Origin of the sequence: Lysinibacillus sp. NPDC096418, from assembly GCF_044762775.1 — a bacterium.
Lineage (GTDB): Bacteria > Bacillota > Bacilli > Bacillales_A > Planococcaceae > Lysinibacillus.
The window spans coordinates 1-26,005 of record NZ_JBIWEY010000022.1 but is presented as its reverse complement, the minus strand read 5'-3'; the positions used below and the strand labels follow the sequence as shown (position 1 = coordinate 26,005).

Here is a 26,005-nt window from a genome sequence, read left to right as displayed (position 1 = left end):
ATGATAGCTGTTGATCAGATTAAGGTCGGTTATGGACCAACTATCATTATAGAAGAGTTAAGTGTCAAGATTCCGAAGGGGCAAATTACAACTATTATCGGACCAAATGGATGCGGCAAATCTACTTTACTCAAAACAATTGCTCGTATTTTAAAAGCGAGTCATGGTGCTGTTTTTATTGATGAACAAGCTATTCACGAGACAAGCACTAAAGAAATCGCGAAGAAGATGGCGATTTTGCCTCAGACGGCTGAAGCACCTACCGGTTTGACGGTTCGTGAGTTAATCACATACGGTCGATTTCCACATCAATCTAGTTTTGGACGTTTGAAAGAAGATGATGTGCGAGCAATTGATTGGGCTTTGAAAGCGACAAATTTAACCGAATTCCAAGAACGACCAATCGAAGCGTTATCTGGAGGACAGCGGCAACGCGTTTGGATTGCGATGGCTCTCGCCCAAGATACCGAGATTTTAATTTTAGATGAGCCGACAACTTACCTAGACATGGCACATCAACTAGATGTTTTACAATTGTTGGAGCGACTCAATCAAGAGCAAGGTAAGACAATTGTCATGGTGTTACACGATTTAAATCATGCATCTCGTTTTTCTCACTATTTAATCGCAATGCGAGATGGTGCAATGGTAACAGAAGGTACACCAGAACGAGTGGTAACTTGCGAACATTTACAATGTATCTTTCAAATTCAAGCGATGTTAACGACCTGTCCTTTCAGCCAAAATCCGATTTGCTTATCATATGGAAAAGTAGATGAAAGCGTATCATAAATGGTTGTTATGACGTGATGATTATTGGAGCTAGTCCACCAAATTATTATTTAGCTATTTATGCAGAATTACGTCATCACAGGAGTTAAACATCTCCACACGCAATTCAATGTCATCAATGTAGTAAATATAAAAAAGGCGTCTTCCGCTTTGATAGGAAGGCGCCTTTAGCAATTAAAACATTTGCGGTAAATTTTCATAAGTAAAGCGCTGATTTTTGCGAAGCCATATTTTTAAAATCATGCGATGAGTTAACAGCTTATGTCGATTATTTGGTCGTGTTTTTGCCTCAATCAAACTTTTGAGCAAAATTTGTGTCTCTGTTGCAAACAATTCGGGTTCAACAAGTACATCTAATTTATAATCGATTAGGTTTGCAGCTTGAACCGATGCAAGTAGTTTTGCGAATTGTGTACTCATTTCGGAATATGCATCTTCTAACTCTAAATCTATTAAAGTATGTAGATTATGTGTGATTTCAGCTTCTAGTGTTTGTAAATGTTCAGATGTTAGTTGCGTCAAATAATCACCTCATCGTAGTAGTGTAATAAGAATGTAATGTTAATTTCTATGCCAGAAATAGGCCAAGTGCAGCGCAAAGTATGCCCAGAATGATTGAACTAAAAATATAAGTCACTGCTTGCAACCACTGATGTTTTTCTAGTAACTGCAATACCTCAAAGCCAAATGTTGAAAAAGTTGTATAGGCACCCAAAAAGCCTATTCCTAAAAGTTTCCAAAGCCATTCGGTAGGCTGTAATCCATATAAAAATCCAAGGGCAAAGGACCCACTACAATTTATCAGAAAAGTCGCCCACGGATAGGAATGGATAATGTATCTACTAATGCTAAATCGGATAAGTGCACCAAAAAAACCACCAATACCTATGAGTATCATTGTACTTGCCTCCTTGCAAAAAGGACACCTAAAACAGCAAAAAATAGACTCCCTCCAACAGAGCCAGCTATGTAGCTTGCGGCAAGGACCCACCTTCCTTGTTCAAATAACAATAATGTATCCACTGAAAATGTAGAAAATGTTGTAAAAGCTCCGAGAAAGCCTGTCCCGATGGCAAGAACAGCCGGTGTTCGCTTCGTATATTTTGTAAAGAGCCAAGCTAGACAAAAACAACCGATACTATTAATACATACTGTAGAAAAAGGAAATCCATTTTCTTGTGGTATGATCTTGCTAAATCCATAGCGGGTCATGGCTCCAAAAAAACCCCCAACCCCAACTGCGAAAAACTGCTTCATTTAAGAAACGTCCCTTCGTCATTAATTACTTATTCATCGTTACTTATCATAAGGTGAATTCTACAAAAAAGCGATTAATAAATTTGAAAATCAATCGTTATTTTCATATAAAGTGGAGTTCAAAAATGTATAACATTTCATATGTTAAATTTACACTATAAATAGTGTGATAAAAGGATTTGTGAGAAGTGCTTTATATGAAAATTCATACTAGTGGATGAATTTTATGAATTTTCGAGCTTTTTTCGCATAATAATATTGTGAGAGATACGATAGAGAGGTACACTGTAATAGTAATTTGGATATTCGGAAAATTAAAAATTAAATGGGGGATTTGACATGGAAAAGAGAAGACCGATTTTAGCATCACTATTTGCAGCCACAATAATTTTAACTGCTTGTAGTAATGATGCAGAGAACGAAAAAGACAAAGGGGCAGAAAAAGAAGTTGGTGCACTTGTCATTACTGGTGACACTGTAACAGAACAAGGGGGTTGTGTACTTGCTAGTCGCTTCTCACCAGGAGACAAAATTGTTTTCCGAAATAATGTTTTAGACGGTATAACAAATGAGCAAGTAAAAGATGCCAAGGTACAGGTGCATTTATCTACTGGGGTAGTTCTTGATATGACTTACGGGAAGCACGGCGATGATAACTTCTGGGTTGTAGCATATCCGGTTACAGAAGATACACCAACAGGAACACTTGGCTATACGGTAAAAGCTGAATATAAAGATCAAAAAGGTGAATTTAAGCCGTTTAATGTAGCTCCTTCATTATTAACAATTGTCTCTAACGAAGTGGTAGAAACTTCAGCAGAAGTAGCACCAGAAAAGGAAACAGTAGATCTAGCGAAAGTAGAAACAAATCAAAAAGTAGAGATAATCGGAAAAAACTTTGAATTCCATGGTCCTGCAGGTGAGAAAGAGTTTTATGTAAAAGCTGGGGAGGAAGTTACACTTTCATTAAAATCTGAAGAAGGTTTACACGGGGTCTTAGTAGAGGGCTTAGATGTAAAATTAGATAAGGATGGTTCAGTTAAATTTACACCAGAAAAAGCAGGTGAATACAAGATAGTTTGTAGCGTTTTCTGTGGCGCAGGTCATGGCGACATGACAGCAAAACTAGTGGTTGTTGAATAATAGGGGGATATATAAATGAAAGTTCCGATGAAAAAATCTCGGCTACTTATACTTGCTTTAACAAGTAGCCTTGCATTAGCTGCTTGTACAGAAAAAGAGGACGATTCAGTAGGAGAAAAACAAGATGAAGTGTCCGAAGCATCGGCGGAAAAAGGGGAAGTCGTTGAAGAAAAGTTGTTAAACAACATTACATTATCTGCTTCGCGTGGATTTGTACGTGATGAAGTGCAATTTAATGTAACAGACTTAAAGCCTGACAAGCCTGTTGAATTAGTATGGAACTCTATTGATGGTGAATATATTATAGAAGATTTATATGCAGTTATCGGTCCGGAATTTACGGAAAAAGAAATCATGTTACTAGAAGGTACCACTGATACAGATGGTAAATGGACTGGTAAATTTAATGTTCCAGAGGGTTTTGGTGGTGATATTACACTTTGGGTAAAACAAGATGGTAAAAAGATAGGTCAGGTTGGTTATACAGTAGACCCGTCATTTGTGATGGAACCACAATCAGGTCCGGTCGGTACAGAAATCTCCATTAAAATGGAGGGGCTAGGCTGGAGCACGTACATGCGTAACTGGCAGCTAACATATGACAATAAATATACAGGTCTTGTGACAGGTATTTCGACCAATGGTACAGCTGAAGCGAAAATTCGTGCAGCAGGCTCTGTTGGCGATCATGCAATACGGTTACGTACAGGCTATTTAGGTATGCAGTACATAAATTATCTACAGTCGCCTTATCCAGATAAACCGGCACCAGACTTTATGTTTAAAATTACCGACGGTGTCGCACCAACAATTGCAAATCACGTAGAAGATGCGCCTGTTGCAGCATCGGGTGGTGTAGAAATGCCTAGGCTTGAGCAAAAGAAAGACGTAAAAGTTGCACTTAGTGTAGACGAAGGTAATGTAGGTGAACCTGTTACTTTAACTTCTACGGGCTTGCCAAAAGATACAGAAATCGAGCTTGTATGGAACACAATGAAAGGCAGTCGTGTTAGCGGTAAGGGATTTGCTGAGGAAGTGACAATCTTAGAAAAAATTAAAACGGATGCAAAGGGCAATTTAAGCTATGATTTCAAAGTTCCAGATGACCTAGGGGGTATTCCACACCGTCTTGATTTAGTTGCTAGTGGAGAAGTATACGGACAGGCTTACTTACGTATCTTGCCATCAATTGTTGATTTTTCACCAAAATCGGGTCCCGTCGGTACAAAAATTTCAATTACGATTAAAGGTGGCGGTTGGACTGAATTCGACAATGCCTACTATTTAACGTATGACAATGCTTATACAGGCTATTTATGTGCGTTTAACAGTCAAGGCAATTTAACATTTGATGTAATTGCAACAGGTGATGTTGGGCATCATTTAATCGATCTTTACCCAGGTATTTATAAGCAAAAAGAATTAGCTACGGATATGACGCTAATCCCTCAATTAACGTATTCAACGGATCATCCTGGTTCATCTATGCCAGCTATTAGATTAGCATTTGAGGTAACGAAATAAAATCGTAATTTAGTAATTTACCGATTTAAAGCGTTAATTATTTCCTGGGAAACGTAAAAAAATACAATTACATTGTTGACAATTATTTCTAAAGTGTGATAATCTTCAAGAACACTATAACAAATTGTACAAAGGAGGACATGACAATGATTACTTTAACAGTGGATTTACAAATTACAGCTGCATACATTGTTCATGTCTAATGTTGTAAATTAATTTTGCAATGAAGGGTATGGGCTACTCCTTACCTTTTATAAGAGGCGCATTCTCTTTTTAGGGGATGTGTCTCTTTTTTATTGCCTAATTACACGGGTTGTAGTGAAAAAACAGGAAGAGGAGTGTATGTAGTATGTGGAACACAATGATAAAGATGATTTTCAACAGGGAGTTGCTAGATAGTGGGTAGCTTCGCAAAAGAGCAAAAGGTGAAAGAAGGTATTAAATTATGTTTGATGTCTTAAGGAAATTAAGTTGGTTTTTTAAGCTTTACTGGAAGCAGTATACAGTAGCAATAGTGTTACTTATCATTGCTAGCGTATTAGAAGTTATCCCGCCATATTTACTAGGATCGATCATTGATATTCTGACAGTAGGCGAAATGACTGTACCAATCTTAACGAAATATATATTGGTGTTCGTAGGTATTATAATCGGCGGTTATGTACTTAATTTTGTATGGCAGTTCCGTCTGTTTGAAGGGGCTATCAATCTTGAAAAGATGATGCGTCGTCGGTTAATGAAACAGTTTTTACGGATGACTCCGACATTTTATGAAAAAAATCGCACGGGGGACTTGATGGCTCGTGCGACAAATGATTTAAATGCTGTATCTTTAACAGCAGGTTTTGGCATTATGACGTTAATCGATTCGACGATTTATATGGGCTGTATCATATTTGCTATGGGTTATATGATTTCTTGGAAGCTGACGATTTTTGCTATGTTGCCAGTACCGATTATGGCAGTGCTCATTCAGTATTTAGGGAAAATCGTACATGAACGATATATGAAAGAGCAGGAAACGTTCGGTGAATTGAATGATAACGTCTTAGAATCTGTTGCTGGTGTTCGCGTAGTGCGTGCTTATGTACAGGAGAAAAAAGACGAAGCTGATTTTGCGGCAATGAGTGAAATAGTTTATGAGAAAAATATGCATACGGTAAAAATCAATGCGCTTTTTGGACCGATTACAAAGGTCGGAACAGGGATTAGCTATGTCGTAGCACTTGGTTATGGTGCTCACTTAGTGGCGACTGAAGCGATGACAGTTGGGCAGTTAGTGACGTTTAATGTGTATCTTGGGCTTGCAGTTTGGCCAATTTTTGCGATTGGTGAGTTGATAAATGTAATGCAACAAGGGAATGCCTCGCTTGATCGTGTACAGGAAACGCTAAACTATGAGGCAGACGTCCAAAATACTAATGATCCTAAAGTGGTAGCAACACCAAATGCCATAGGTTTTGAGAATTTAACGTTCCAATATCCGATGAGTCATGTGAAGAATTTACAGCGTATTTCTTTATCGCTGAAAAAAGGTGAAACTCTTGGCATTGTTGGGAAAACAGGTGCTGGGAAGACAACGTTTTTACGTCAATTATTACGAGAATATCCACTAGAACAAGGGCAATTATCCATCGATGGTATTGATATTACCGCGCAATCAAAGGAGCAGCTTTTGGATTGGATTGGTTATGTACCGCAAGACCACGTGCTATTCTCTCGTACGATTCGTGAAAATATTCTATTTGGGAAAGAACATGCAACAGAGGAAGAAGTAAAACAGTCCGTACGTGCTGCATATTTTGAGAGGGATTTAGAGAATTTACAGATGGGTTTAGAAACACTTGTCGGGGAAAAAGGTGTATCGCTTTCCGGTGGACAGAAGCAACGTGTGTCAATTGCACGTGCCCTTATTAAAGATCCTGAAATATTGATCCTCGATGACTCTCTTTCCGCTGTGGATGCAAAAACTGAAGCGAAAATTATTGAAAATATTCAGCGGGAACGACAAGAGAAAACGACGATTATTACTACACATCGTTTGTCTGGTATTCAGCATGCCGACCTAATAATTGTGTTAGACGATGGGCAAGTGGTTGAACAGGGCACGCACGAACAACTCCTTTCACAAAATGGCTGGTATAAAGAACAATTCGATCGCCAACAGCTTGAAGGAGGTGCCTCATGAGTACAAGTAAACGACTATTTCACTATGCAATGTATTTTAAGCGACCGATTTTTGTTGGGCTGTTTTTCTTAACGATTGCTGTATTTACAGAGCTAGTTGGTCCTTTTATCGCTAAGCATATTATTGATAATTATATGACAATCGGAAAAATCGAGATAAAACCAATAACTTGGTTACTTATTCTTTATTTTGGATTAGCAGTAGCAACTGCGATTCTACGTTATTTCATGTATATTTATTTGCAGTCCGGTGCCAATCGTGTCGTGCAAAAGTTGCGAAAAGATGTGTTTGAACATCTTCAAACATTGCCAATCCACTATTTCGATAATTTACCAGCAGGGAAAATTGTCGCGCGTGTGACAAATGATACAGAAGCGGTGCGTAATTTATATGTCCAGGTTCTATCAAACTTTGTCACGAGTTTTATTTCAATTTTCGGGGTTTATGTGGCACTCTTTATCTTGAACTGGAAAATGGCGCTACTTGCATTAACGATGATGCCTGTCATCTACTTATGGATGATTTTATATCGTAAGTTCGCTTCACAATATAATGATGTTATTCGAACGAAAATTGCAGATATTAATGCCATGATCAATGAATCGATTCAAGGTATGACGATTATTCAAGCTTTCCGCCGCGAACAACAAATGAGTAAGGAATTTGATGCTATGAATGATGAGCATTATACGTATCAGCGTAAGTTACTTTTTCTAGATTCGGCTACATCCTTTAACTTAGTTAATACGCTACGACTTATTATGTTTACTATTTTCATTTTTTACTTTGGAACGCAATCAATGACTATGGCAGAGGTCGTTTCAGCAGGTACTTTATATGCATTTGTGGATTATTTAACAAAACTGTTTAATCCGATTACGAATATTGTTAATCAGTTCTCACAACTTGAACGCTCGCTCATTGCAGGGAAGCGCGTGTTTGAGGTGTTAGACATGAACGGAGAGCCAGTATCGCAGGAAAGTTTACCGAGATATCAAGGGAATGTAGTGTTTGAAAATGTTTCGTTTGCCTATAAAAATAATGAGTATGTGTTGAGAAACTTGTCATTCGAAGCACATCAAGGAGAAACAATTGCCTTGGTAGGCCATACAGGTTCAGGGAAAAGTTCGATTATGAACTTACTATTCCGTTTCTACGATCCATCTAAAGGTAAGATTTCGATTGATGGGATTGATGTAACAACAGTTTCCCGTCAAACGATGCGTGAGCATATGGGGATTGTGTTGCAGGACCCATATTTATTCACTGGTACAATTGCATCGAATGTGAGCTTAAATAATCCAAATATTACGCGTGAGAAAATTGAAGCTTCATTAAAAGCAGTAGGTGCAGAGCAAGTGCTTAACAACCTAGAAAATGGATATGATGAGCCAGTGATTGAAAAAGGAAGTACTTTGTCTTCGGGACAACGTCAGCTTATTTCCTTCGCGCGTGCTCTCGCCTTTGACCCAGCTATTTTAATTTTAGATGAAGCAACGTCTAATATTGATACAGAGACAGAGGAAATTATTCAACATGCAATGGATGTTCTAAAAAAGGGGCGTACAACCTTTATTATTGCGCACCGACTATCTACGATAAAAAACGCAGACCGCATTTTAGTACTTGACCGTGGAGAAATAGTGGAGCGAGGGACACACGACGAGTTATTAGCGCAAGGTGGCATTTACGAAAAAATGTATCAAATGCAAGCGAAATCGCTAAAAGAATAAATGAAAAGACCCACTTTGATGAAAAAGTGGGTCTTTCTATATTTATGAAGCAGTTTTTACATGTTTAAAGACATTGACAACAAATAAGACAACTGAAAGCGCAACAGCAATACCGCCACCGGATACACAGACTTCAAATAACCAACGAGGCACATCTAAATAAATCATCATCATACCTGCAAAGAGGAATGGTAATCCAATATTATATAGCCAGAATTGTGCTTTTGCGAGTGATGTTTCGGCAGCTTCTTTATAAACCGAATAAATAACACCGATGAAACCAGTTGACAGCCAACCTACAACATTAATGTGAGCATGCGTCGCTTTCCATTGCAGCTCAATTGTATAATGCATAAAAAGTCCAAAAGCCAGACCAATCGCGAAATACAAAACCGAAATTTTAACCCATTTAGCACCCATTGCAATCATCTCCTTTACTGTAGAATGTGTTGCTTCTTTAGTCTATTCTTGTCGAAAGAAAAAATGACCTACAACTTTTAACTAAAATTTGCTATATATTTCATGATGTACGTTGTAAAATAATAGGAAATTAAGGAAAAGTGCTGATATTACTATTTATATACTTTGTTTTATAGATGATAGTATTTAGACACCATCGGAGGGCTTATGAAAAAGAGAAATTTTGCATTTATAACGATTTTAATGCTTTGCTGTTTTCAATTCTTCTTAATTGAAGATGCATCAGCAAGTACACAAAAACTGACAACTAATATTAACAGTATTATTGCTAAAAATTGGACTGAAAATGAGCATAGTATCACTATCCGAGAAATGGAAAGCGGAAAAATACTATATAGTAAAAATGGTGAAAAATTGATTCGACCTGCTTCGACACACAAGCTGTTAGTAAGTGCTGCAGCATTAGATTTACTAGGTGTGGACTATCGCTTTATGACGAGGACTTATATTGATGGGCCAATTGAAAATGGTGTTTTACAAGGTAATCTTTATTTACAGGGAGGGGGAGATCCTACATTACTACCTGTTCATTTAGAATCCTTTGCTAATGGTCTAGAAAAGATAGGGATTACTAAAATTACTGGGGCATTAATCGCAGATGATACGTGGTTTGACGGTGACCGATTATCAAAGGGCATTGTTCCTGAAGACGAGTCATTATCATTTGCTTCAAGGATTTCATCTTTAACCATATCACCTAATGATGATTACGATATTTCAACTGTGCAGGTGAAAGTTACTGGTTCTAAGGTAGGAGCTACTGCAAATGTTCAGCTAGCACCATATACGAGTATAATTCCAATCGTAAACCACACAAAAGTAGTCACAAAGGGTGGGAAAAACACGGTAAGTATCACTCGTGAATATGGCACAGACCGAATTATTGTTAAAGGTAATTTGCCAGCAGGAATGCAGCAAACTACAAAAGTGACAGTGTATGATCCAACACTATATTCACTAGATGTATTTAGAGAAAAATTAAAGGCGAAAGGTATACAAGAAATGCCACTTAAAATAGGGCAAGTTCCTAAAAATGCACAAAGAGTGGGCGTTTTATATTCAAAGCCATTACAGGATATTAACTTCCGCTTTTTAAAACTAAGCATAAACGGTATGGGAGAAATGCTCATGAAGCAAATTGGTCGCGAAAAACTTGGTGAGGGTAGTTGGTCAGCGGGCATTCAAGCAATTCGCGCATACGGCTTTGATAGTGGTCTTAATATGGAGCAGTGGTATTTTGAAGATGGCTCAGGCTTAAATCATCAAAACCGAGTTAGTAGTATGCAAGAAAGTTTACTTTTACATAAAGTACGTAGTAAATCATGGTACTTCTCGTATTTAGATGCTCTTCCTCAAGCTGGTAGGAAAGGAAAGCTTGTTGGAGCTACATTAGAGAATCGTTTAAAGGGGTACAGTGTAATTGCTAAAACGGGCTATATTACAGGTACATATGCATTATCAGGTTATGTTCAGGGGAAAAGTGGGAAGTGGTATATTTTTAGTATTTTAACACAAGCGAATAAATCGTCTGCGATGTCTACAATCGATCAAATTGTCGAGCAAATCGCAAAGGGAATGTAAAGTTTTACAATTTGTGGAGTGGTTTATTTTTCCGTTATTTGGTTTGATGGTGAAATTAATGAAATACAATCAAAGGGGGTATATATTATTGCTGAAATTACAAGTTAAAGTTATCGTTATAACAGGTGGTGCTGGTGGTATTGGTAGTGGAATGGCTAAAGCAATGGAAAAGAACTGAAAAAGAACTGAAATAATTCTCTCCAAAATCAATGTTTTTACAAGCTTATTTAATGAATCAAGCTATTTTGGCAAAAAAAATTGATACAGTTGTGATAAACTACGGTAAAATAGATGTATTAATTAATGATGCCCATGCTTCTAAACAAGTAACACTTGAAGAAACTACACAAGTTGACTTAGATTTATCATTTGGTACAGGGTTTTATCCAACATTCTATTTAATGCAAGCGGCTTTACCACACTTAAAAGAGTCTAAAGGCAATATTATTAATTTTGCATCTGGCGCTGGTCTAACTGGACATAAAACACAAGGTGTATATGCTGCAGCGAAGGAAGCAATTCGTGTTATTACACGTGTAGTACTAATGAATGGAGACGTTTTGGTATCAATGTAAATATAATCAGTCCACTTGTGAACTCGCCAGGTGTTCAGGCTTGGGCTAAAGCACAACCTGAATATTACGAAGAAGTGAAAAATAAAATTCCGCTAGGACGTTTTGGTGATGTTGAAGAAGATATTGGCCATGTAGCTGTATTTTTAGCGTTATAAGATTCACAAAATATAACAGGTCAAACAATTTTGGTTGACGGAGGTTCTGTTATGCTTCGCTAATATTCTCGTATGTACGAGGAGGATTTTTTTTGACACAAACAACTATTTTTAAACTCATTCATATGATTGATCAGATGAATAATGCAAACATTGTACGGTTTACAAAAGCTTTTCCTTATCCGTTAGGCATATCACCGATTTTAGTCCTTAGCGAATTACGTACAAAAGGTCCGCAAAAGCAGGCCGAGTTAGCTGAAACAATTGGTTATACAAAAGGTGCCATGACGAGCATTGCGACGAAGTTAGTAGACCTTGGTCTAGCGCAAAGATTGTATGATGCTAATGACCGTCGTACGATTCGTATGGAAATTACTAAAGAAGGTGAAAATGCTTTACTTAAGGCGCAAAGCATTGGGCGAGATGTTTTTATGCAACTTTTTGAAGTATTAAACGAGGAAGAAATTGCTCAATATTTATTGATTCAAGAAAAATTAGTGCAAGGTATACAAGAAAAAAAATTACAAGCTTAATATCAATTACACACATTACGAAAAAAGAAATTCCATTTATGGAGTTTCTTTTTTTACATAAATTTCATAATATCGACAAAAATAACTTTATCATTTACTGAATATTTGATACTCTTATTGGTATACAAGGGATTTTTTCGTAGTAAATCCGGAATATAGTCCTAGAAGGAGAATGACAAAAGACATGTCCATAAAAGTAAAATTATATTTAGCATTTACAATATTATTTTTAAGCATTATCGCCTTATCCATCAATGGATATATGGATTTAACGAAGATGAAAACTGAATATAATGCCATTCTTGATAAAAATGTTGAACAAATCTACTTAGCTTCCGATTTACAAAGTAATACAAAACAACAAAGTATCTACATTCAGCATTATATTGAAACTGGAAGTTCCGGTACTTTAGAAAGTTTTCAGAGTGTGCAACTTAAAATCGGTACAGGTATTGGATTGTTAAATGATCTCATCAAGGATGAACAATTATTGGAGATTAATAATAAACTGATAGAAGGAAAAAAGTCATTTGATCAAGTGGCAGAGACGGTAATAGCTGCTGTTGATAGAGGTGATGCTGTTGCTGCGCGTGAAATATATGATACTGAGTTATCTCGATTGAATAGCTTAATGAGCAGTGTAGCGAATGAAATGCTTGCATTCAATAAAATGCAATTTACTGAAATTGCTGACAATGCAGAGAAAGAAGTTCAAAAAAGTGCCATTATCACCATTTTAATAGGGCTACTCGCAACAGTGATTTGTACATGTTTAAGTATATTAATGGCGGTGAAGATCGTAAAGCCATTAACTGGAATGGCGAGTTCGGTACAACGCATTTCACAGGGTGATTTAACAATTGAAGATATTAAAGTAAAATCAAAAGATGAACTGGGTACTTTAGCGAACGCTTTTAATGAAATGAAGCTCTCAATTCGTTCATTAATCCGTGCTACAGGTGAAACGGCAAATGATTTATCAGCGATTGCCGAAGAGCTAACTGCTAGTACTTCCCATGTTGCATCTTCTTCTAATACGGTTGCACAAAATGTTGAAACGATCGCAGCCGGCACTAAAGTATCCTCAACTGTTTCAAACGAGGCTACACTTGCAATGTCAGAAACTACGGTAGGTATCCAGCAGATTGCAGATGCAACGAATACAGTACTTGGAAAGGCACAACAGACGAAAGATACAGCAGATGTTGGGCAACTTACAATTGAACATGCGAAACAACAAATGAATACGATTTATGATACATCCAAACAAACAACAGCACTTATTTCTAGTCTAAGTCAACAATCTGTTGAAATACAGAGTATTACAAAAGTGATTACTGATATTACAGAGCAGACAAATTTACTGGCATTAAATGCTGCAATAGAAGCAGCACGTGCCGGGGAGCATGGCAAAGGGTTCGCAGTTGTGGCGGATGAGGTACGAAAATTGGCTGTTCAATCAAAAGAATCTGCAAACCTAATTGTCCAACTAACAACAGATATTTTGCAAGAAACAAAAAATGTGGAAGCTTCAGTTACACAAGGTCTTACGACTGTCGAGGAAGGTGTCAACATTATCGCACAAGCAGGAGCTTCATTTACGAATATAGTGGAAGCTATTGAAGATATGACGGAGCAAATTTCCACAGTAACGGCGATTACACAGGAAATGACAGCAACTTCTGAAGAGATTACGGCTTCGATTCAAGAGGTAGATGGACATGTTCGTATCACAGCCGAAGGTACAGAGGAAATGGCGCAGCAAATCGTTGAACAAGTGGCTTCCCTTCAAGAAATTAATAATATTTCTGAAAATCTAAGTGAAAAAGCTGTAGAATTAACGAATGGAATTGCAAATTTTAAATATTGATGCATAGAAAGGCGTACATTTAGCGAATACTAGTGTACGTCTTTTTTTCGTACATTATGCATATTACTATACTATATGAACTTTTTTTCAATCTGAGACGTCTAAAAGGTGAGTAAATCTGTGAATTTGCAAGAGAGGACTCTAGAATGGAGCATAAAATGAAGAAATCACAAGAAAAGAAAAGTAAAAAGAAAATCTGGCTCTGGATAATAGGGAGCTTACTAGCACTCACTCTAGTATTTGTGGGGACTGCTTATTATAATGTCCATAAAACGATGAATAAAATGAACACGCCACTTTTGGAATCTACAAACACAGACGATAACAACCAAAAAACTGTCATTAAAAAAGATCCTTTTTCAGTGCTATTGTTAGGGGTGGATGAAAGGGAAAATGATAACGGGCGCTCAGATACGATGATTGTCATGACTGTTAACCCAGAGAAAAAGACGATGAAAATGTTAAGTATTCCTAGGGATACTCGAACAGATATCGTCGGCAATGACACAAAGGATAAAATTAATCATGCTTATGCATTTGGTGGTGTACCAATGGCGATGGCGTCAGTTGAAAATTTATTGGACATTCCACTTGATTATTACGTATTTATCAATATGGAAGGCTTTTTGAAAATGATTGATACGTTGGGTGGCGTTACCATTCAAAATGATATGGAATTGACATATGGTTCATATCATTTTCCAGAAGGTGAAGTGACTTTAAACGGCGAGGAGGCACTTATTTTTACACGCATTCGCTATGAGGATCCACGGGGGGATTTTGGACGTCAAATTCGCCAACGCCAAGTTATAGAAGCCATTTTGAAAAAGGCTTCGACACCAACGACTTTATTAAAAGCAAGTGATATGTTAGAAGTAATTGGCGATAATGTACGAATGAATTTCACGATGAAAGAACTGATTCAATTACAAGGGGTCTATAAAAAAATGGATAGTGAAATTGAACAACTGTCATTTGAAGAAGGATCTGGTACAAGGATTGATAATATATGGTATTACATTCCAAATGAAGAAGAGCTACAAAACATTCAAACAGAATTAAATGAACATTTGAAATGATTTTGTAAATAATGTGTAAATACGAATGATTTTTTTGACAATTTGAGTAAAATAGCAGTAATGAATTTAACTATAAAGGGGGGAGAAGAATGAATGGGAGGACCCAGGTACTTAGATATACAGCTATCAATAATTGCATGGAATGTTATATGCCCAGTCGAAAAGTACAAAAGAAACGAAAAAACTCTCTATTGTTACAATTACAGCTATTTTGCTTGAAAATGTTTAGATAATGGTCGATAAATATATTTGAAATATCGAAAAATTCTGTGTATAATGATGTCAACGAAATAGTTTAGGAAGTGGTTGTTATGATGATTGGTATAATTTTACTATCGTTGGCATTACCAATAGGTATATATTTAGTAGCAGATTTACTCCTTGAACAGCATCGTACTACTACTCAAACAACCAATAAAACTTAAAATAACTAATAGACAAAGGTAGAAGTGCCTTTGTCTTTTTTCTTGAATAATTAAAAAAAGATGACAAATGATTAGCATTAGTCGTAAAGTTGCAGTGAAAAATGTTATACTTAAGAAAAAATAGTATCGGGGAATGAGCATGCAAGAAGAAAAAACAGATTTTAAAAAAGAACTATTTTCGTACATTAAAATTATTGTCATAACAGTTCTTGTTGTACTTGGCTGTAAGCAATTTTTATTTGCACCTATTAAGGTACAGGGTGCGTCAATGTATCCTACTTATGAGGATAAAGATATAATCATTGTTAGCAAGACAAGTAAAATTGAACGTTTTGACCAAATCGTTTTCAAGTCACCAACTGAAGATGAGTTCTACATAAAACGTGTAATTGGCTTACCGGGGGATACAGTAGAAATGAAAGATGATATCTTATATGTCAACGGAAAGGCGTATGAAGAAAGCTATGTCAATCGTGAAACAGATGACCCTAACCATTTACGAATTACTGAAAATTTTACGCTAGAAGCACTGCTTGGAAAAGCAACGGTTCCAGAGGACTCATATTTTGTATTAGGTGACAATCGTTTAAAAAGTTATGATAGTCGCCACTATGGGTTTATATCGAAAGAAGCTGTTTATGGTGAATCAAAATTAACTGTTTATCCATTTAAACATTTCCATATTGGTCGTGAATAATATAAAAGATCTATCTACATTGTAGATAGATCTTTTTCTATTACTGATCATTTTCGTCTAAAAAAGAGTAGGTAATTTGTTTTGAGTGTAAATCTGTGCACATTTTATAAGTTGCGTAATAGGCACAAGCAGTAGAATCTTCGATAGATTCTTTTAATACTTTTGGATATTCATAGTTCGCGACATAATCTGTGGGCGCCGTTTCGTTTGAGTCATCATCAAATAATAATTCTACGCCATAAAATAGTGTTAAAAAGTAGAAAACACATATTAATATACGCAAACGATCACCTCTTTCAATTAGTATCTATAAACTTATGTATGGTCGAAAGTTGTGAATTATAATCAAAAATGGAAATAAAGATGAACGTTTTAATAGGAATGGTAGTCAAATTACTAGAGAGGAAGTGACCTGTTTGGATGAAATGCTTTATCTACGTGATCTAAAAAAAGAGGAAATAGCTTTTTTAGCGGTCATGCAGGAATATGTAGCGCGAAAGTATAACTCACGATTATTATGAACAATTGAATGTATCACAGATAATAGACGATATCACTTCTACATTACAAGGTGTGATTGCGGATACATCGGGCATGCTGATTAATTACAAACTTGAATCATCAAATCCTCTACAAAATTTAATACCTGAAATCAGCATTTCTCAAAATGACTTACCATTAAGTACATCAGTTGTTCAAAATCATGTTAGTGTGGAATCAAAAAATAAGGTGGAGCGACTAGTAGAGGTAATTTCTCCAAAGATTATTAACTACGAAAGCGCTAATTTTGAATTACAGGTGAAAATAAATCATGAGTCACAAACGACGTTTGTCCTTCCATTTACATTAGAAAAACCGATTGCCAATACGAAAAATGTAGAAATAAATCAAACACTATCCTTTGAAGGACAAAGGATTATTGTAGAAGAAATCGCAATCTCACCATTACGCGCAAAAGTTACAATGCTTGTGCCAGCGAACAATACGATGCGTTTACTGAACATTGGGAAGCTACATTTAATAGATGGACAGGGTGAAGTGTGGAAACAAGTAGGAGAACTTGGAGCACATGGGAACTTGGAGTCGGGGCTTATACATTACTATTTACAAAGTAATTACTTTAGAAAGCCAAAACAATTATTACTTGAAATTGGAAATGTTCAAGCGCTACCAAAGGATGATGACTATGTTGAAATTGATATTGAAAATGAAAAAGTAACACATCAACCACCATTAGTCGACGCGAAAATTCGTCTGGAAAATAAAGGGATTCATGTTGTCATGCCAGTGAAAGAAAATGAGGGAAACTTTAATATATTTACGAGTGCAGAGGACGCTAGAGGTGAAATATTCTACAGTTTTGACTACTTAACGGGAATAAAAGATGGGGGAATTATAGTAAATATACGTTTGATTTCAAACAGATGCAAAGTCCAATTCGTTTAAAATTGCAAAATTACCCAAAATATTTAGTAGGAGAGGAACAAATTAATATACAATTAAAATAGATTTTGTCCTGCTAAAATTTGATAAACCTATAAGCAAAGGAGACCAGGTACTAATGAGCCCGGTCTTTACTTATTTATAGTTTGTTTTTTGATTGTTCTCGTAGCTTTTTTTATGATTTTTGATGTCGCCTGTACATCAGATTCATTTTCCCATTTACTACATAAGTCAAGAACCCATTGTGGCTGAGATTTACTTGCGTCGTTTAACCAATTTCCTACAGAATCTTGAACGTATTTAGATGGATCTGCTTTTAGTAAATTTAAAATTGGCAGCGCTTTTTCGGGGTCTTGTTTTAATAGATCAATATGTTTTGTCCATACGCCACGAGGGCGAATAGATTCAACAGCAAAGCGACGAACATTTTCATCAGAACTACTAGCCCATTTAATTAACAGTTGTACGCTTTTTTCAATATCTTCAGAAAGATTTTCTCTAACGGACATCCAAGCTATTTCTCGAACGCCGAAATGATGATCAGCAGCAAAAGGTTGTATATATGACAATAGTTCTTCAATTGTTTTGCTGGTGCCTTTATTCATAAATGCTGCCCAACAACGAACACTATCCGAAATATGAGTAGACATTATCGTTAAAACTTCTAACCTTTTTTCATCGCTTTCATTCTTCAACACATTATCTAACAATTCACTGACAACACGGATAGCTTTCATTCCACTTACGACATTTTGCTTTTCCATTTCTGATAAGAAAAAAGCCATATTTTCTTCTAAATCAAGAGAAGGCAGAATACTTTTTAGTAATGATTGATGGTTAACAGCTTGCCATTCTATTAAATTTACACTCTCTAATTGACCATCATGTAAGTACATTAAAACTTCGTTTGGAATATCACTACTTTTCCTTGCACCTTTTCTGTTTAAAATAGCATCATTAATAACCATTTTTATCATCATCCCTTTATGGATTTTTACGAATATAGGTATTTGACAGCACATTCCACTTAAGTCGAACGCTTACTGCGGGCGTATTTATATTCCGTCCATATGCTTACGCAGTATAAGATTTATGTATATTTTGTGGGAAGGACTCATTTTTTATTTATAAAAAATGGAAATAAATCTATTTTCAATTATATACAAAAGAGTAAATGACGGCAAATAATTATAAATATGCAGTAAATCTACTTTTGGGATAAAAAAATTTAATTCTCTATTGCAATAGAGCAAATGCAGGTTTATTGTAAAAATAGAAATATGTACATTTCTTACTTTTTAAAGTGAGTAAATACCTAAATAGATTGGAGTTAGAAGGGTATTTTATAGTGTAAGCCGAATACTTAAATATGAGGTGATTGTATGAGGATAGATATTACAACTAACTATCAATATCCCTTGAATCAAAAGCTACAAAGTGAGTGTGTTCAAGTTATTAATAAGGAAACATCGGATGTACAAAAAATTACAAAAGCTTGCGTTGATAAACTAATTGAGGATATTGATAGGATACTTAAAGGGGCGTCAAAATGACGTCTTTTTTCTATTGGCGTATTGTTTAGTCGACTAGTTATTTTGCTTCTTTTTGAAACTAATTATGGTTGTTTTTAATGCTGTATAGTTTCCAATTGCCGCATAACCATAAAACCATCCCATGAAAACCCCCGCAAGAAAGTTATGTCTGTGGCTGATGAAAATTGATATAAGTAGTCCAATAACTAATGCAACTAAAGGTACTTATTTGGCAGGAGCATGTAAATAAACCTTGATAAGTTGTGTGATAATCATAATAACAGGAATGGCTATCAATGCATCCCAAAAATTTGTATGGATAATTGGAAAATCCATCTTTTCCTCCACCTAAAATAATTAAATGATTGTATAAAATATTTTTCCCATAAACAGATCCTTTATTCAAAGTGAAGAAGTCTATTCACGGTATAATTAATCAGTTTCAGCAAATAGTAAAACGATAAGTTGTATTGAAAAATTTATTAATTCTAGGTGGTGGTGAATTGAAACGAAAGTACATGATCATTACGAGCGTTTGTATAATATTCATCTCCGTATTTTATGTAGGTTTTCGTACTTACGCAGATAAAGGAAGAGATTATTATGAGGAAACTGGACAAGTTGTGTGGGATATTAACACGGAAGAAAAAATTGTTGCCCTGACATTTGATGATGGACCAGATAAAAAATATACAGCTGAAATTTTAGATTTGTTGGCTAAGTATGAAGCAAAAGGAACCTTTTTTGTCATTGGGGCAAATGCTGAAAAAAATCCAGATCTTATATTACGGCAATATGAAGAAGGACATGAACTTGCTAATCATACGTTTAATCATCGATTTAAAATTTCTATTCCAAATTTAGAAAAAGAATTAAAACAGACAAATGACATGATATATGGTATTACTGGGTTTTATCCCACATTATTTCGCCCTGTTGGAGGCGAATATACTGATAATATGATTAATGCAGCTGTAAAAGAAGGCTATACGGTCGTGATGTGGTCTTGGCACCAAGATACACTTGATTGGAAAAATCCCGGCACAAATAGAATTGTCCAAAAAGTACTAAAAGGAACTAAACCAGGAGATGTTATTTTATTTCACGATGGTGGCGGGAATCGTGAACAAACTGTAAAAGCACTGGAAGAAATTTTACCGAAATTAAAAAATGATGGCTATGAATTTGTTACGATTACCGAACTTATTGAGAAGCGCAACGCAGATTTTCAATAATGAATCCTAAAATAAAAATGTTTGATAAGAAATTGACTTTTGAAAACCACTTTGTTATTATTGCACGTAATAAAAGCATACAAATTCGTTGATGAGAAAAAGTAATGTTTCATTTTGATCTACAGAGAGCCGACAGTTTGGTGGAAGTCGGTGTTCAGGTGTTACATGAAGATCCTCTCTGAGAAGGTTAACTGAAGATTTTAGTAGGTTAACTCGGGTGTCTACCGTTAAAAAGAACACGTATGATTGTACGTTGCTGAGTGCTATTGAGCGTTTTTCAATAGAATTAGGGTGGTATCGCGGTTAACCCCGTCCCTTACTTGGGACGGGGTTTTTTGTATGCCTTTTATACAAAATGTATAGGAGGAACAAATGTATGAAAGAAACAACAGTCCAAAGAGAAAGAAGAATTCGGCAGTGGTGGGAAGATAACAAAGTTTTTAACTTGTCTGTAAAGAATCGTGATGGAAAAGTGCCATTTGTTTTTTATGAGGGCCCCCCAACAGCAAATGGTTTACCTCATGTCGGCCATGCACTTGGTCGTACGATTAAAGATGTTGTTGCAAGATATAAGACGATGCAGGGCTATCAGGTGGAACGAAAAGCTGGATGGGATACACACGGCTTACCTGTAGAACTAGGTGTAGAAAAGCAACTAGGTATCTCAGGCAAGCAAGAAATCGAAAACTATGGCATCGAAGCATTTATAAACAAATGTAAAAATAGTGTCTTCACTTATGAAAAAATATGGCGTTCATTCACAGAGGAATTGGGCTATTGGGTCGATATGGATAATCCTTATGTGACTTTAAGTAACGAGTATATTGAATCGGTTTGGAACATTTTAAGTAAAGTACACAAAGACCAGCTTTTATATAAAGGACATCGTGTTTCTCCATATTGCCCTAGTTGCCAGACATCATTAAGTTCACATGAGGTAGCTCAAGGATACAAAGATGTAAAAGATTTATCAGTAACCGCGAAATTTAAAATAACTGATAAAGAAGAGTATTTTCTTGGTTGGACTACTACACCATGGACACTTCCTGCAAATGTAGCGTTAGCGGTGAATCCAACACTCGCATATGTACGTGCGAAAAAAGATAATGTAGTCTATGTCGTAGCAAAATCATTAGTAGAAAAAGTATTAGGAGAAGATGCCGAAGTGCTAAGTGAGCATGTCGGTTTGGATTTTAAAGGTGTTGCTTATCAACCACCTTTTAATTATGTGACTGTTGAAAAAGGGCATGAAGTCGTAGTAGCAGATTACGTAACGGAGCATAGTGGAACCGGGATTGTGCATATTGCGCCTGCTTTTGGTGAAGATGACTATAAAACAGTACAGCAAAATCAATTATCTTTAGTTAATGTTGTTGATTTAAAGGGTTGTTATACGGAAGACGTTGTTGATTTAGCGGGACGATTTGTAAAAGACTGTGATGTAGATATCATTAAAATGCTATCTGAGAAAGGGTTATTGTATTCTAAAGAAAAATATGAACATAGCTACCCACACTGTTGGCGATGTGATTCACCACTATTGTACTATGCAACGGATAGTTGGTTTATTAAGATGTCAGCGTTAAAAGATAAGATGATTGAAAATAACCAGCAGGTGAATTGGTATCCGAATCACCTTAAAAACGGACGATTTGGGAATTTCTTAGACAATTTAGTCGATTGGAATATAAGCCGAAATAGATATTGGGGTACGCCACTAAATGTCTGGATATGTACAGATTGTCGTCATGAAGAAGCGCCTAATAGTATCGCGGCTTTAAAAGAATTGGCAAAGGGTAATTGTCCAGATGATGTGGAGCTACACAAACCATATATTGATAATGTAATGTGTACTTGCCCGCAATGTGGTGGCAACATGAATCGCACGCCTGAGGTCATTGATGTGTGGTTTGATAGTGGTTCAATGCCTTTTGCGCAGCAACATTTTCCGTTTGAAGATAGTCAGGCATTTAAAAATCAATTCCCGGCAGATGTTGTGATTGAAGGTATTGACCAAACAAGAGGATTTTTCTACAGTTTACTAGCTGTTTCGACGTTATATACAGGAGAAAAACCATATAAAAATGTCCTTTCTTTAGGGCATGTGCTTGATGAAAATGGACAAAAAATGTCTAAAAGTAAGGGAAATGCCTTAGATCCAGTTGAACTTATAAATGAATCAGGAGCAGATGCATTAAGATGGGCATTTTTAGTGGATAGTTCACCATGGAATCCTAAGCGTTTCTCCAAGAAAATTGTTCAAGATGCTAAATCAAAATTAGTCGACACGCTGGATAATACGTTTAAATTTTATCAGTTGTATGCAGAAATTGACCAATTCTCATATGACCCTAATTTTGACGGAAAGCGAAACCAACTGGATTTATGGATTCTTTCACGTCTTCATCATACAACGAAAGTCGTAATAGAGCATATGGACGCTTATCAGTTTACACAAGCAACACGAGAAATTGGAGAGCTGGTAGAAGAATTAAGTAATTGGTACGTAAGACGTTCTCGCCAGCGATTCTGGAGTAAGGGACTTTCGGAAGATAAACGAGCGGCTTTTAGTACACTTTTCGAGGTGCTAAGTACGGTGAACAAGCTATTAGCACCTTTTACACCATTTATCGCAGAAGATATCTACACTAATTTACACGGTGAAAGTGTTCATTTACAAGACTATCCAAAATTCAATGCAGCCTTCATCAATCCTGAACTAGAGGATGAAATGAAAAAGGTATTAACAATCGTTGAGTTAGGACGTAGTATACGTAATACACAAGTCATCAAAATAAAGCAACCACTAGCAAAAATGGTCGTTTTGCTTGATGGAAAAATGGATGCATATACGCAGTATTGTGACATTATAAAAGATGAATTGAATATCAAGAACATTGAATTCACAAATGACTTTTCAGCATATGAATCAATCCAGTATAAGCTGAACTTCAAAAACGCTGGTACAGCCTTCGGACAAAATGTCAATGCTGTGAAAGAATTTGTTATGAGTTTAAAGGATGAAGAGAAGGAAACGTTAAACAGTCAAGGGTATCTAGATTTTTCTGTATCGAACGCGCAACTTCAATTATTAAAAGAACATGTTTTAAAAGAATCAATTGTGAAAGAGAACTATGTGCTTGCTGAAAATACAGCATGTAGAGTTCTATTAAATACGCAATTAACAGATGATTTAATAGAGGAAGGGCAAGTTAGAGAGCTAATCCGAGTAATCCAGGATAAGCGTAAGAAACTAAATTTACCGGTGGAACAGTACATTTCTATAAATATTGTGGCTAGTCAAAAACTAGAGCACATTATTAAGAAATTTGTGCCTTTAATAAAAGAAAATGTGTTGTTAAATAACATTACATTTAAAGCTGAATCTTCATCAGATCTTGAACTAGCATTACTTTTGTTAAATGAAGATGTCTTGGTTCGTTTAGACGTCTAGAACTAGGGTTATAAGTAATTTTTATAGACACTTGTAAAAAGGTTTGTTCGCAATATGGAACAAACCTTTTATTATCTAATTTGAGATAAAGGGTGCTTGATGAATATATTTATGATCTTTAATCTGATTAATGATATAAGTCGCAATATCTTGATTAGTAATCTTTGTTCCAGGCATATCAACTAGACTTACCTTGACGTTTGCGATTTCTAAACTTTCTTTTATAAAAGGAAGCCTAAATAGGGTCCAATTAATTTGCTTGTTTTGCTGAAGGATTAGCCACTCATTTTTCTTATCCAACATCATTTTGGAATATAAGATTTCAAATAACTTTGCGCCTACTCTATTCATAAAGCTTTTTTTATCACCGTTTATAGTTAATGATCCCCCTGTAACTCCAATGTATCGCTCTATTTCGAACTCATCCATAACTTCAAGAATATTGTCAGTTACTTTGCTGTAAATAGGGGTTTCTTTAATAGGTTGGCCGAAAGTATTAATTACACTTTGGCAGTCTTTTAACAGAGTACGAATGGTGTCTATGTTTTGTATGTCTCCTATCACAACCTCAATTCGATTATCTTTATAAGTTATTTTTTCAGGATTTCTAACAAGCATACGAACTTGATAGCCGTTTTGTACTGCCTTAGCAGCAATATGACGACCAACTTTTCCAGTTCCTCCAACAATCGCAATTCTTTTTGTAGTTTCCATATAGCACCTCCAAAATGATGTGTACATTAAGTGTATACGGAAAAATATGGGTATTGGTTTCAATTTTATTCGTATTTTTTTAATGAGTTTCTGTTGACTTTCACGTTACGTAATAGTTTATCGTTGAAAATTGAAAGAGGTGGAAACAATGAAATTAATAATTGAAAATACAGTTGAACAATATGAACAGTTGTTCTCTATGAAGGATAAAAGAGAGCAATATTTTCGTTATTCAATGATGAGTCCGTTTGAAAAAATGTGGCATACGATTAATGTCCCGCTAGAAGCTAAATCACAGAATGGATACGATGTAATAATGGCAACAAAAATGCTTGGATATTTAGATGTATCGGATACCCAAAATGGAAGACTAGCTTTAAAGAATTTTAAAGAAATTCAAGCAATAGAAACTGCACATACTACTTTGAATACATGTATTGAGTTTACTCATGAGAATGACTTGAAAATAAGCGCAGATGAATTGAGATTTGGATTATATATAGCTGATCAAAAAAAATTAGAATTACAAAAAGGCTATTGTGGTTTTGGAGGAATTCCTGGTTATATTCAAATAACAGTTTTTCCTAACCCTTATAATATTCCGAAAATACCTTCTTTAATTGCACATGAATTTCATCACAATATTCGTTTCTCTTATTTTGATTGGGATCACGGAAATGTAACGCTAGGTGATTACTTAATTATCGAAGGGTTAGCGGAGTCATTTGCTAAAGAGCTTTACGGAGAAAAATCATTAGGTCCTTGGGTCACTTCATTTGATCAAGAAGATTTAGAATACTCAACAGAAGTGATAAAAGATGTGTTTAATATTAAAGGATTCGCAGAAGTTAGTAGTTACATGTTCGGTGACGAAATTGCAATTAAACAGGGATATCAATCGGTAGGTTTATCACCATTTGCAGGATATGCAGTAGGATACAAAATAGTACAGTCTTTCATGAAAAATAATAATATTGGAATAGGAAAAGCCACCTTACTTGGGACAGATGAAATCATGAACTGCTCCCTGTCAAGTAGACAGTGGAAATAATAAAAATACTTTAAGCGGCTTGAACCCTGTATTCTAGAGGGCTTAAGCCGTTTAATTTTTCTTGGTAACGTTCGTTGTTATAGAACTTGATGTACGTATCGATGGCGTGCTTTAATGCTTCAAACGACTCGAACTTATATAAATAATACTTCTCTACTTTTAAGGTTCCCCAAAATGCTTCAATAGGACCGTTATCGATGCAACGTCCTACTCTAGACATACTGTGAATCATTTCTGCTTTATCCATGATTTGCTTGAATTCTTTCGATGTATATTGATAACCACGATCGCTATGTAAAAGAGGGAATTCATTCTCGTTTAATGTTCGTATAGCGAGTCTTACCGTCTTAAAAACTAGGTCATTATTATTCGAATGCCCCAATACGTAACTCACAATGGACTTATCATAGAGATCAATAATCGCACTTAAATAAGCCTTTTTCCCTTTGCCATACTTAAACTCTGTGACGTCTGTACACCACTTTTGATTTGGTTTTTCTGCAGTAAATTCACGCGCTAATACATTTTCAGCCACATAATCCGG

Annotated in this window: 23 protein-coding genes, 2 pseudogenes and 1 other annotated feature; of the genes and pseudogenes, 16 read left to right on the top strand and 9 right to left on the bottom strand. The window is 35.8% G+C overall.

What is annotated here, in order from left to right:
* A complete protein-coding gene (locus ACIQZG_RS15645; RefSeq protein WP_402756415.1) occupies positions 1-792 on the top strand; it encodes an ABC transporter ATP-binding protein in 792 nt (263 codons plus the stop codon).
* A gap of 174 nt (positions 793-966) precedes the next feature.
* On the opposite strand, the gene ACIQZG_RS15640 is transcribed toward ACIQZG_RS15645, so the two are convergent.
* The 3 genes from ACIQZG_RS15640 to crcB (ACIQZG_RS15630) are packed head-to-tail and all read right to left on the bottom strand — an operon-like array spanning position 967 to position 2,049.
* The gene (locus ACIQZG_RS15640; RefSeq protein WP_402756414.1) at positions 967-1,314 is read right to left on the bottom strand and encodes a hypothetical protein; all 348 of its coding nucleotides are present in this window, start codon (positions 1,312-1,314) and stop codon (positions 967-969) included.
* A 46-nt stretch (positions 1,315-1,360) separates the two neighbouring features.
* Entirely contained in the window at positions 1,361-1,690 is a 330-nt protein-coding gene (gene crcB / locus ACIQZG_RS15635; RefSeq protein WP_402756413.1) for a fluoride efflux transporter CrcB, read from the bottom strand.
* Positions 1,687-2,049, bottom strand: coding sequence for a fluoride efflux transporter CrcB (gene crcB, locus ACIQZG_RS15630; RefSeq protein ID WP_402756412.1), 363 nt, complete (start codon positions 2,047-2,049; stop codon positions 1,687-1,689). The genes crcB (ACIQZG_RS15635) and crcB (ACIQZG_RS15630) overlap by 4 nt, the downstream gene beginning before the upstream one ends.
* 339 nt (positions 2,050-2,388) lie before the next feature.
* Between crcB (ACIQZG_RS15630) and ACIQZG_RS15625 the strand changes: the two genes are divergently transcribed.
* The 4 genes from ACIQZG_RS15625 (at position 2,389) to ACIQZG_RS15610 (ending at position 8,637) form a co-directional block, all read left to right on the top strand.
* A complete protein-coding gene (locus ACIQZG_RS15625) occupies positions 2,389-3,192 on the top strand; it encodes a cupredoxin domain-containing protein (RefSeq protein ID WP_402756411.1) in 804 nt (267 codons plus the stop codon).
* Positions 3,193-3,207: 15 nt separating this feature from the next.
* Positions 3,208-4,716: a hypothetical protein gene (locus ACIQZG_RS15620; RefSeq protein ID WP_402756410.1), complete on the top strand. Its 1,509-nt coding sequence runs from the start codon at positions 3,208-3,210 to the stop codon at positions 4,714-4,716.
* A 445-nt stretch (positions 4,717-5,161) separates the two neighbouring features.
* Positions 5,162-6,904, top strand: a complete 1,743-nt coding sequence (locus tag ACIQZG_RS15615; protein WP_402756409.1) for an ABC transporter ATP-binding protein — start codon at positions 5,162-5,164, stop codon at positions 6,902-6,904.
* A complete protein-coding gene (locus ACIQZG_RS15610; RefSeq protein ID WP_402756408.1) occupies positions 6,901-8,637 on the top strand; it encodes an ABC transporter ATP-binding protein in 1,737 nt (578 codons plus the stop codon). The genes ACIQZG_RS15615 and ACIQZG_RS15610 overlap by 4 nt, the downstream gene beginning before the upstream one ends.
* 42 nt (positions 8,638-8,679) lie before the next feature.
* Here the strand turns inward: ACIQZG_RS15610 and ACIQZG_RS15605 are convergent, their stop codons facing one another.
* Entirely contained in the window at positions 8,680-9,057 is a 378-nt protein-coding gene (locus ACIQZG_RS15605; RefSeq protein ID WP_402756407.1) for a hypothetical protein, read from the bottom strand.
* A 207-nt stretch (positions 9,058-9,264) separates the two neighbouring features.
* Here ACIQZG_RS15605 and dacB point away from each other — a divergent pair, with 207 nt between their 5' ends.
* The 6 genes and pseudogenes from dacB to lepB all read left to right on the top strand — a co-directional run bounded on the left by dacB (position 9,265) and on the right by lepB (position 16,032).
* Positions 9,265-10,698 carry a D-alanyl-D-alanine carboxypeptidase/D-alanyl-D-alanine endopeptidase gene (dacB, locus tag ACIQZG_RS15600; protein ID WP_402756406.1) on the top strand — a complete coding sequence of 478 codons (1,434 nt, stop codon included), beginning with the start codon at positions 9,265-9,267 and terminating at the stop codon, positions 10,696-10,698.
* An 88-nt stretch (positions 10,699-10,786) separates the two neighbouring features.
* A pseudogene (locus tag ACIQZG_RS15595) lies at positions 10,787-11,491 on the top strand (SDR family NAD(P)-dependent oxidoreductase).
* A gap of 29 nt (positions 11,492-11,520) precedes the next feature.
* Positions 11,521-11,961 carry a MarR family winged helix-turn-helix transcriptional regulator gene (locus tag ACIQZG_RS15590; RefSeq protein WP_402756405.1) on the top strand — a complete coding sequence of 147 codons (441 nt, stop codon included), beginning with the start codon at positions 11,521-11,523 and terminating at the stop codon, positions 11,959-11,961.
* Positions 11,962-12,145: 184 nt separating this feature from the next.
* Entirely contained in the window at positions 12,146-13,831 is a 1,686-nt protein-coding gene (locus tag ACIQZG_RS15585) for a methyl-accepting chemotaxis protein (RefSeq protein WP_402756404.1), read from the top strand.
* A gap of 146 nt (positions 13,832-13,977) precedes the next feature.
* Positions 13,978-14,910: an LCP family glycopolymer transferase gene (locus ACIQZG_RS15580; RefSeq protein ID WP_402756403.1), complete on the top strand. Its 933-nt coding sequence runs from the start codon at positions 13,978-13,980 to the stop codon at positions 14,908-14,910.
* A gap of 564 nt (positions 14,911-15,474) precedes the next feature.
* Entirely contained in the window at positions 15,475-16,032 is a 558-nt protein-coding gene (lepB, locus tag ACIQZG_RS15575) for a signal peptidase I (RefSeq protein WP_402756464.1), read from the top strand.
* Positions 16,033-16,072: 40 nt separating this feature from the next.
* Here lepB and ACIQZG_RS15570 read toward each other — a convergent pair whose 3' ends face one another.
* Entirely contained in the window at positions 16,073-16,315 is a 243-nt protein-coding gene (locus ACIQZG_RS15570; protein ID WP_402756402.1) for a hypothetical protein, read from the bottom strand.
* 242 nt (positions 16,316-16,557) lie between these two features.
* Here ACIQZG_RS15570 and ACIQZG_RS15565 point away from each other — a divergent pair, with 242 nt between their 5' ends.
* A complete protein-coding gene (locus ACIQZG_RS15565; protein WP_402756401.1) occupies positions 16,558-17,478 on the top strand; it encodes a DUF5643 domain-containing protein in 921 nt (306 codons plus the stop codon).
* A 128-nt stretch (positions 17,479-17,606) separates the two neighbouring features.
* Here the strand turns inward: ACIQZG_RS15565 and ACIQZG_RS15560 are convergent, their stop codons facing one another.
* Complete coding sequence (locus tag ACIQZG_RS15560; RefSeq protein ID WP_402756400.1) at positions 17,607-18,443, bottom strand: DNA alkylation repair protein; 837 nt, start codon at positions 18,441-18,443, stop codon at positions 17,607-17,609.
* Between the two features lie 414 nt (positions 18,444-18,857).
* Between ACIQZG_RS15560 and ACIQZG_RS15555 the strand changes: the two genes are divergently transcribed.
* A complete protein-coding gene (locus ACIQZG_RS15555) occupies positions 18,858-19,028 on the top strand; it encodes a hypothetical protein (protein ID WP_402756399.1) in 171 nt (56 codons plus the stop codon).
* 33 nt (positions 19,029-19,061) lie between these two features.
* Here the strand turns inward: ACIQZG_RS15555 and ACIQZG_RS15550 are convergent.
* Positions 19,062-19,343 (bottom strand): annotated as a pseudogene (locus ACIQZG_RS15550) (hypothetical protein).
* Between the two features lie 182 nt (positions 19,344-19,525).
* Here ACIQZG_RS15550 and ACIQZG_RS15545 point away from each other — a divergent pair.
* Positions 19,526-20,242, top strand: a complete 717-nt coding sequence (locus ACIQZG_RS15545; RefSeq protein WP_402756463.1) for a polysaccharide deacetylase family protein — start codon at positions 19,526-19,528, stop codon at positions 20,240-20,242.
* A gap of 79 nt (positions 20,243-20,321) precedes the next feature.
* Positions 20,322-20,562: a binding site (T-box leader), on the top strand.
* Between the two features lie 56 nt (positions 20,563-20,618).
* The gene (ileS, locus tag ACIQZG_RS15540) at positions 20,619-23,696 is read left to right on the top strand and encodes an isoleucine--tRNA ligase (protein WP_402756398.1); all 3,078 of its coding nucleotides are present in this window, start codon (positions 20,619-20,621) and stop codon (positions 23,694-23,696) included.
* A gap of 75 nt (positions 23,697-23,771) precedes the next feature.
* On the opposite strand, the gene ACIQZG_RS15535 is transcribed toward ileS, so the two are convergent.
* Complete coding sequence (locus ACIQZG_RS15535; protein WP_402756397.1) at positions 23,772-24,410, bottom strand: NAD(P)H-binding protein; 639 nt, start codon at positions 24,408-24,410, stop codon at positions 23,772-23,774.
* 148 nt (positions 24,411-24,558) lie between these two features.
* On the opposite strand from ACIQZG_RS15535, the gene ACIQZG_RS15530 reads away from it, so the two are divergent.
* Positions 24,559-25,461 carry a DUF2268 domain-containing putative Zn-dependent protease gene (locus ACIQZG_RS15530; protein WP_402756396.1) on the top strand — a complete coding sequence of 301 codons (903 nt, stop codon included), beginning with the start codon at positions 24,559-24,561 and terminating at the stop codon, positions 25,459-25,461.
* Positions 25,462-25,471: 10 nt separating this feature from the next.
* Here the strand turns inward: ACIQZG_RS15530 and ACIQZG_RS15525 are convergent.
* Positions 25,472-26,005: IS3 family transposase (locus tag ACIQZG_RS15525; RefSeq protein WP_402756395.1), on the bottom strand; the 534-nt coding region annotated here is incomplete at its 5' end.

Bases quoted from the DNA above. Each gene is read 5' to 3' on its own strand.
- ACIQZG_RS15645 (WP_402756415.1), top strand. From the start codon at position 1: ATGATAGCTGTTGATCAGATTAAGGTCGGTTATGGACCAACTATCATT.
- crcB (WP_402756413.1), bottom strand. From the start codon at position 1,690: ATGATACTCATAGGTATTGGTGGTTTTTTTGGTGCACTTATCCGATTT.
- crcB (WP_402756412.1), bottom strand. From the start codon at position 2,049: ATGAAGCAGTTTTTCGCAGTTGGGGTTGGGGGTTTTTTTGGAGCCATG.
- ACIQZG_RS15625 (WP_402756411.1), top strand. From the start codon at position 2,389: ATGGAAAAGAGAAGACCGATTTTAGCATCACTATTTGCAGCCACAATA.
- ACIQZG_RS15620 (WP_402756410.1), top strand. From the start codon at position 3,208: ATGAAAGTTCCGATGAAAAAATCTCGGCTACTTATACTTGCTTTAACA.
- ACIQZG_RS15615 (WP_402756409.1), top strand. From the start codon at position 5,162: ATGTTTGATGTCTTAAGGAAATTAAGTTGGTTTTTTAAGCTTTACTGG.
- ACIQZG_RS15610 (WP_402756408.1), top strand. From the start codon at position 6,901: ATGAGTACAAGTAAACGACTATTTCACTATGCAATGTATTTTAAGCGA.
- ACIQZG_RS15605 (WP_402756407.1), bottom strand. From the start codon at position 9,057: ATGGGTGCTAAATGGGTTAAAATTTCGGTTTTGTATTTCGCGATTGGT.
- dacB (WP_402756406.1), top strand. From the start codon at position 9,265: ATGAAAAAGAGAAATTTTGCATTTATAACGATTTTAATGCTTTGCTGT.
- ACIQZG_RS15585 (WP_402756404.1), top strand. From the start codon at position 12,146: ATGTCCATAAAAGTAAAATTATATTTAGCATTTACAATATTATTTTTA.
- ACIQZG_RS15580 (WP_402756403.1), top strand. From the start codon at position 13,978: ATGGAGCATAAAATGAAGAAATCACAAGAAAAGAAAAGTAAAAAGAAA.
- lepB (WP_402756464.1), top strand. From the start codon at position 15,475: ATGCAAGAAGAAAAAACAGATTTTAAAAAAGAACTATTTTCGTACATT.
- ACIQZG_RS15560 (WP_402756400.1), bottom strand. From the start codon at position 18,443: ATGGTTATTAATGATGCTATTTTAAACAGAAAAGGTGCAAGGAAAAGT.
- ACIQZG_RS15555 (WP_402756399.1), top strand. From the start codon at position 18,858: ATGAGGATAGATATTACAACTAACTATCAATATCCCTTGAATCAAAAG.
- ACIQZG_RS15545 (WP_402756463.1), top strand. From the start codon at position 19,526: ATGATCATTACGAGCGTTTGTATAATATTCATCTCCGTATTTTATGTA.
- ileS (WP_402756398.1), top strand. From the start codon at position 20,619: ATGAAAGAAACAACAGTCCAAAGAGAAAGAAGAATTCGGCAGTGGTGG.
- ACIQZG_RS15535 (WP_402756397.1), bottom strand. From the start codon at position 24,410: ATGGAAACTACAAAAAGAATTGCGATTGTTGGAGGAACTGGAAAAGTT.
- ACIQZG_RS15530 (WP_402756396.1), top strand. From the start codon at position 24,559: ATGAAATTAATAATTGAAAATACAGTTGAACAATATGAACAGTTGTTC.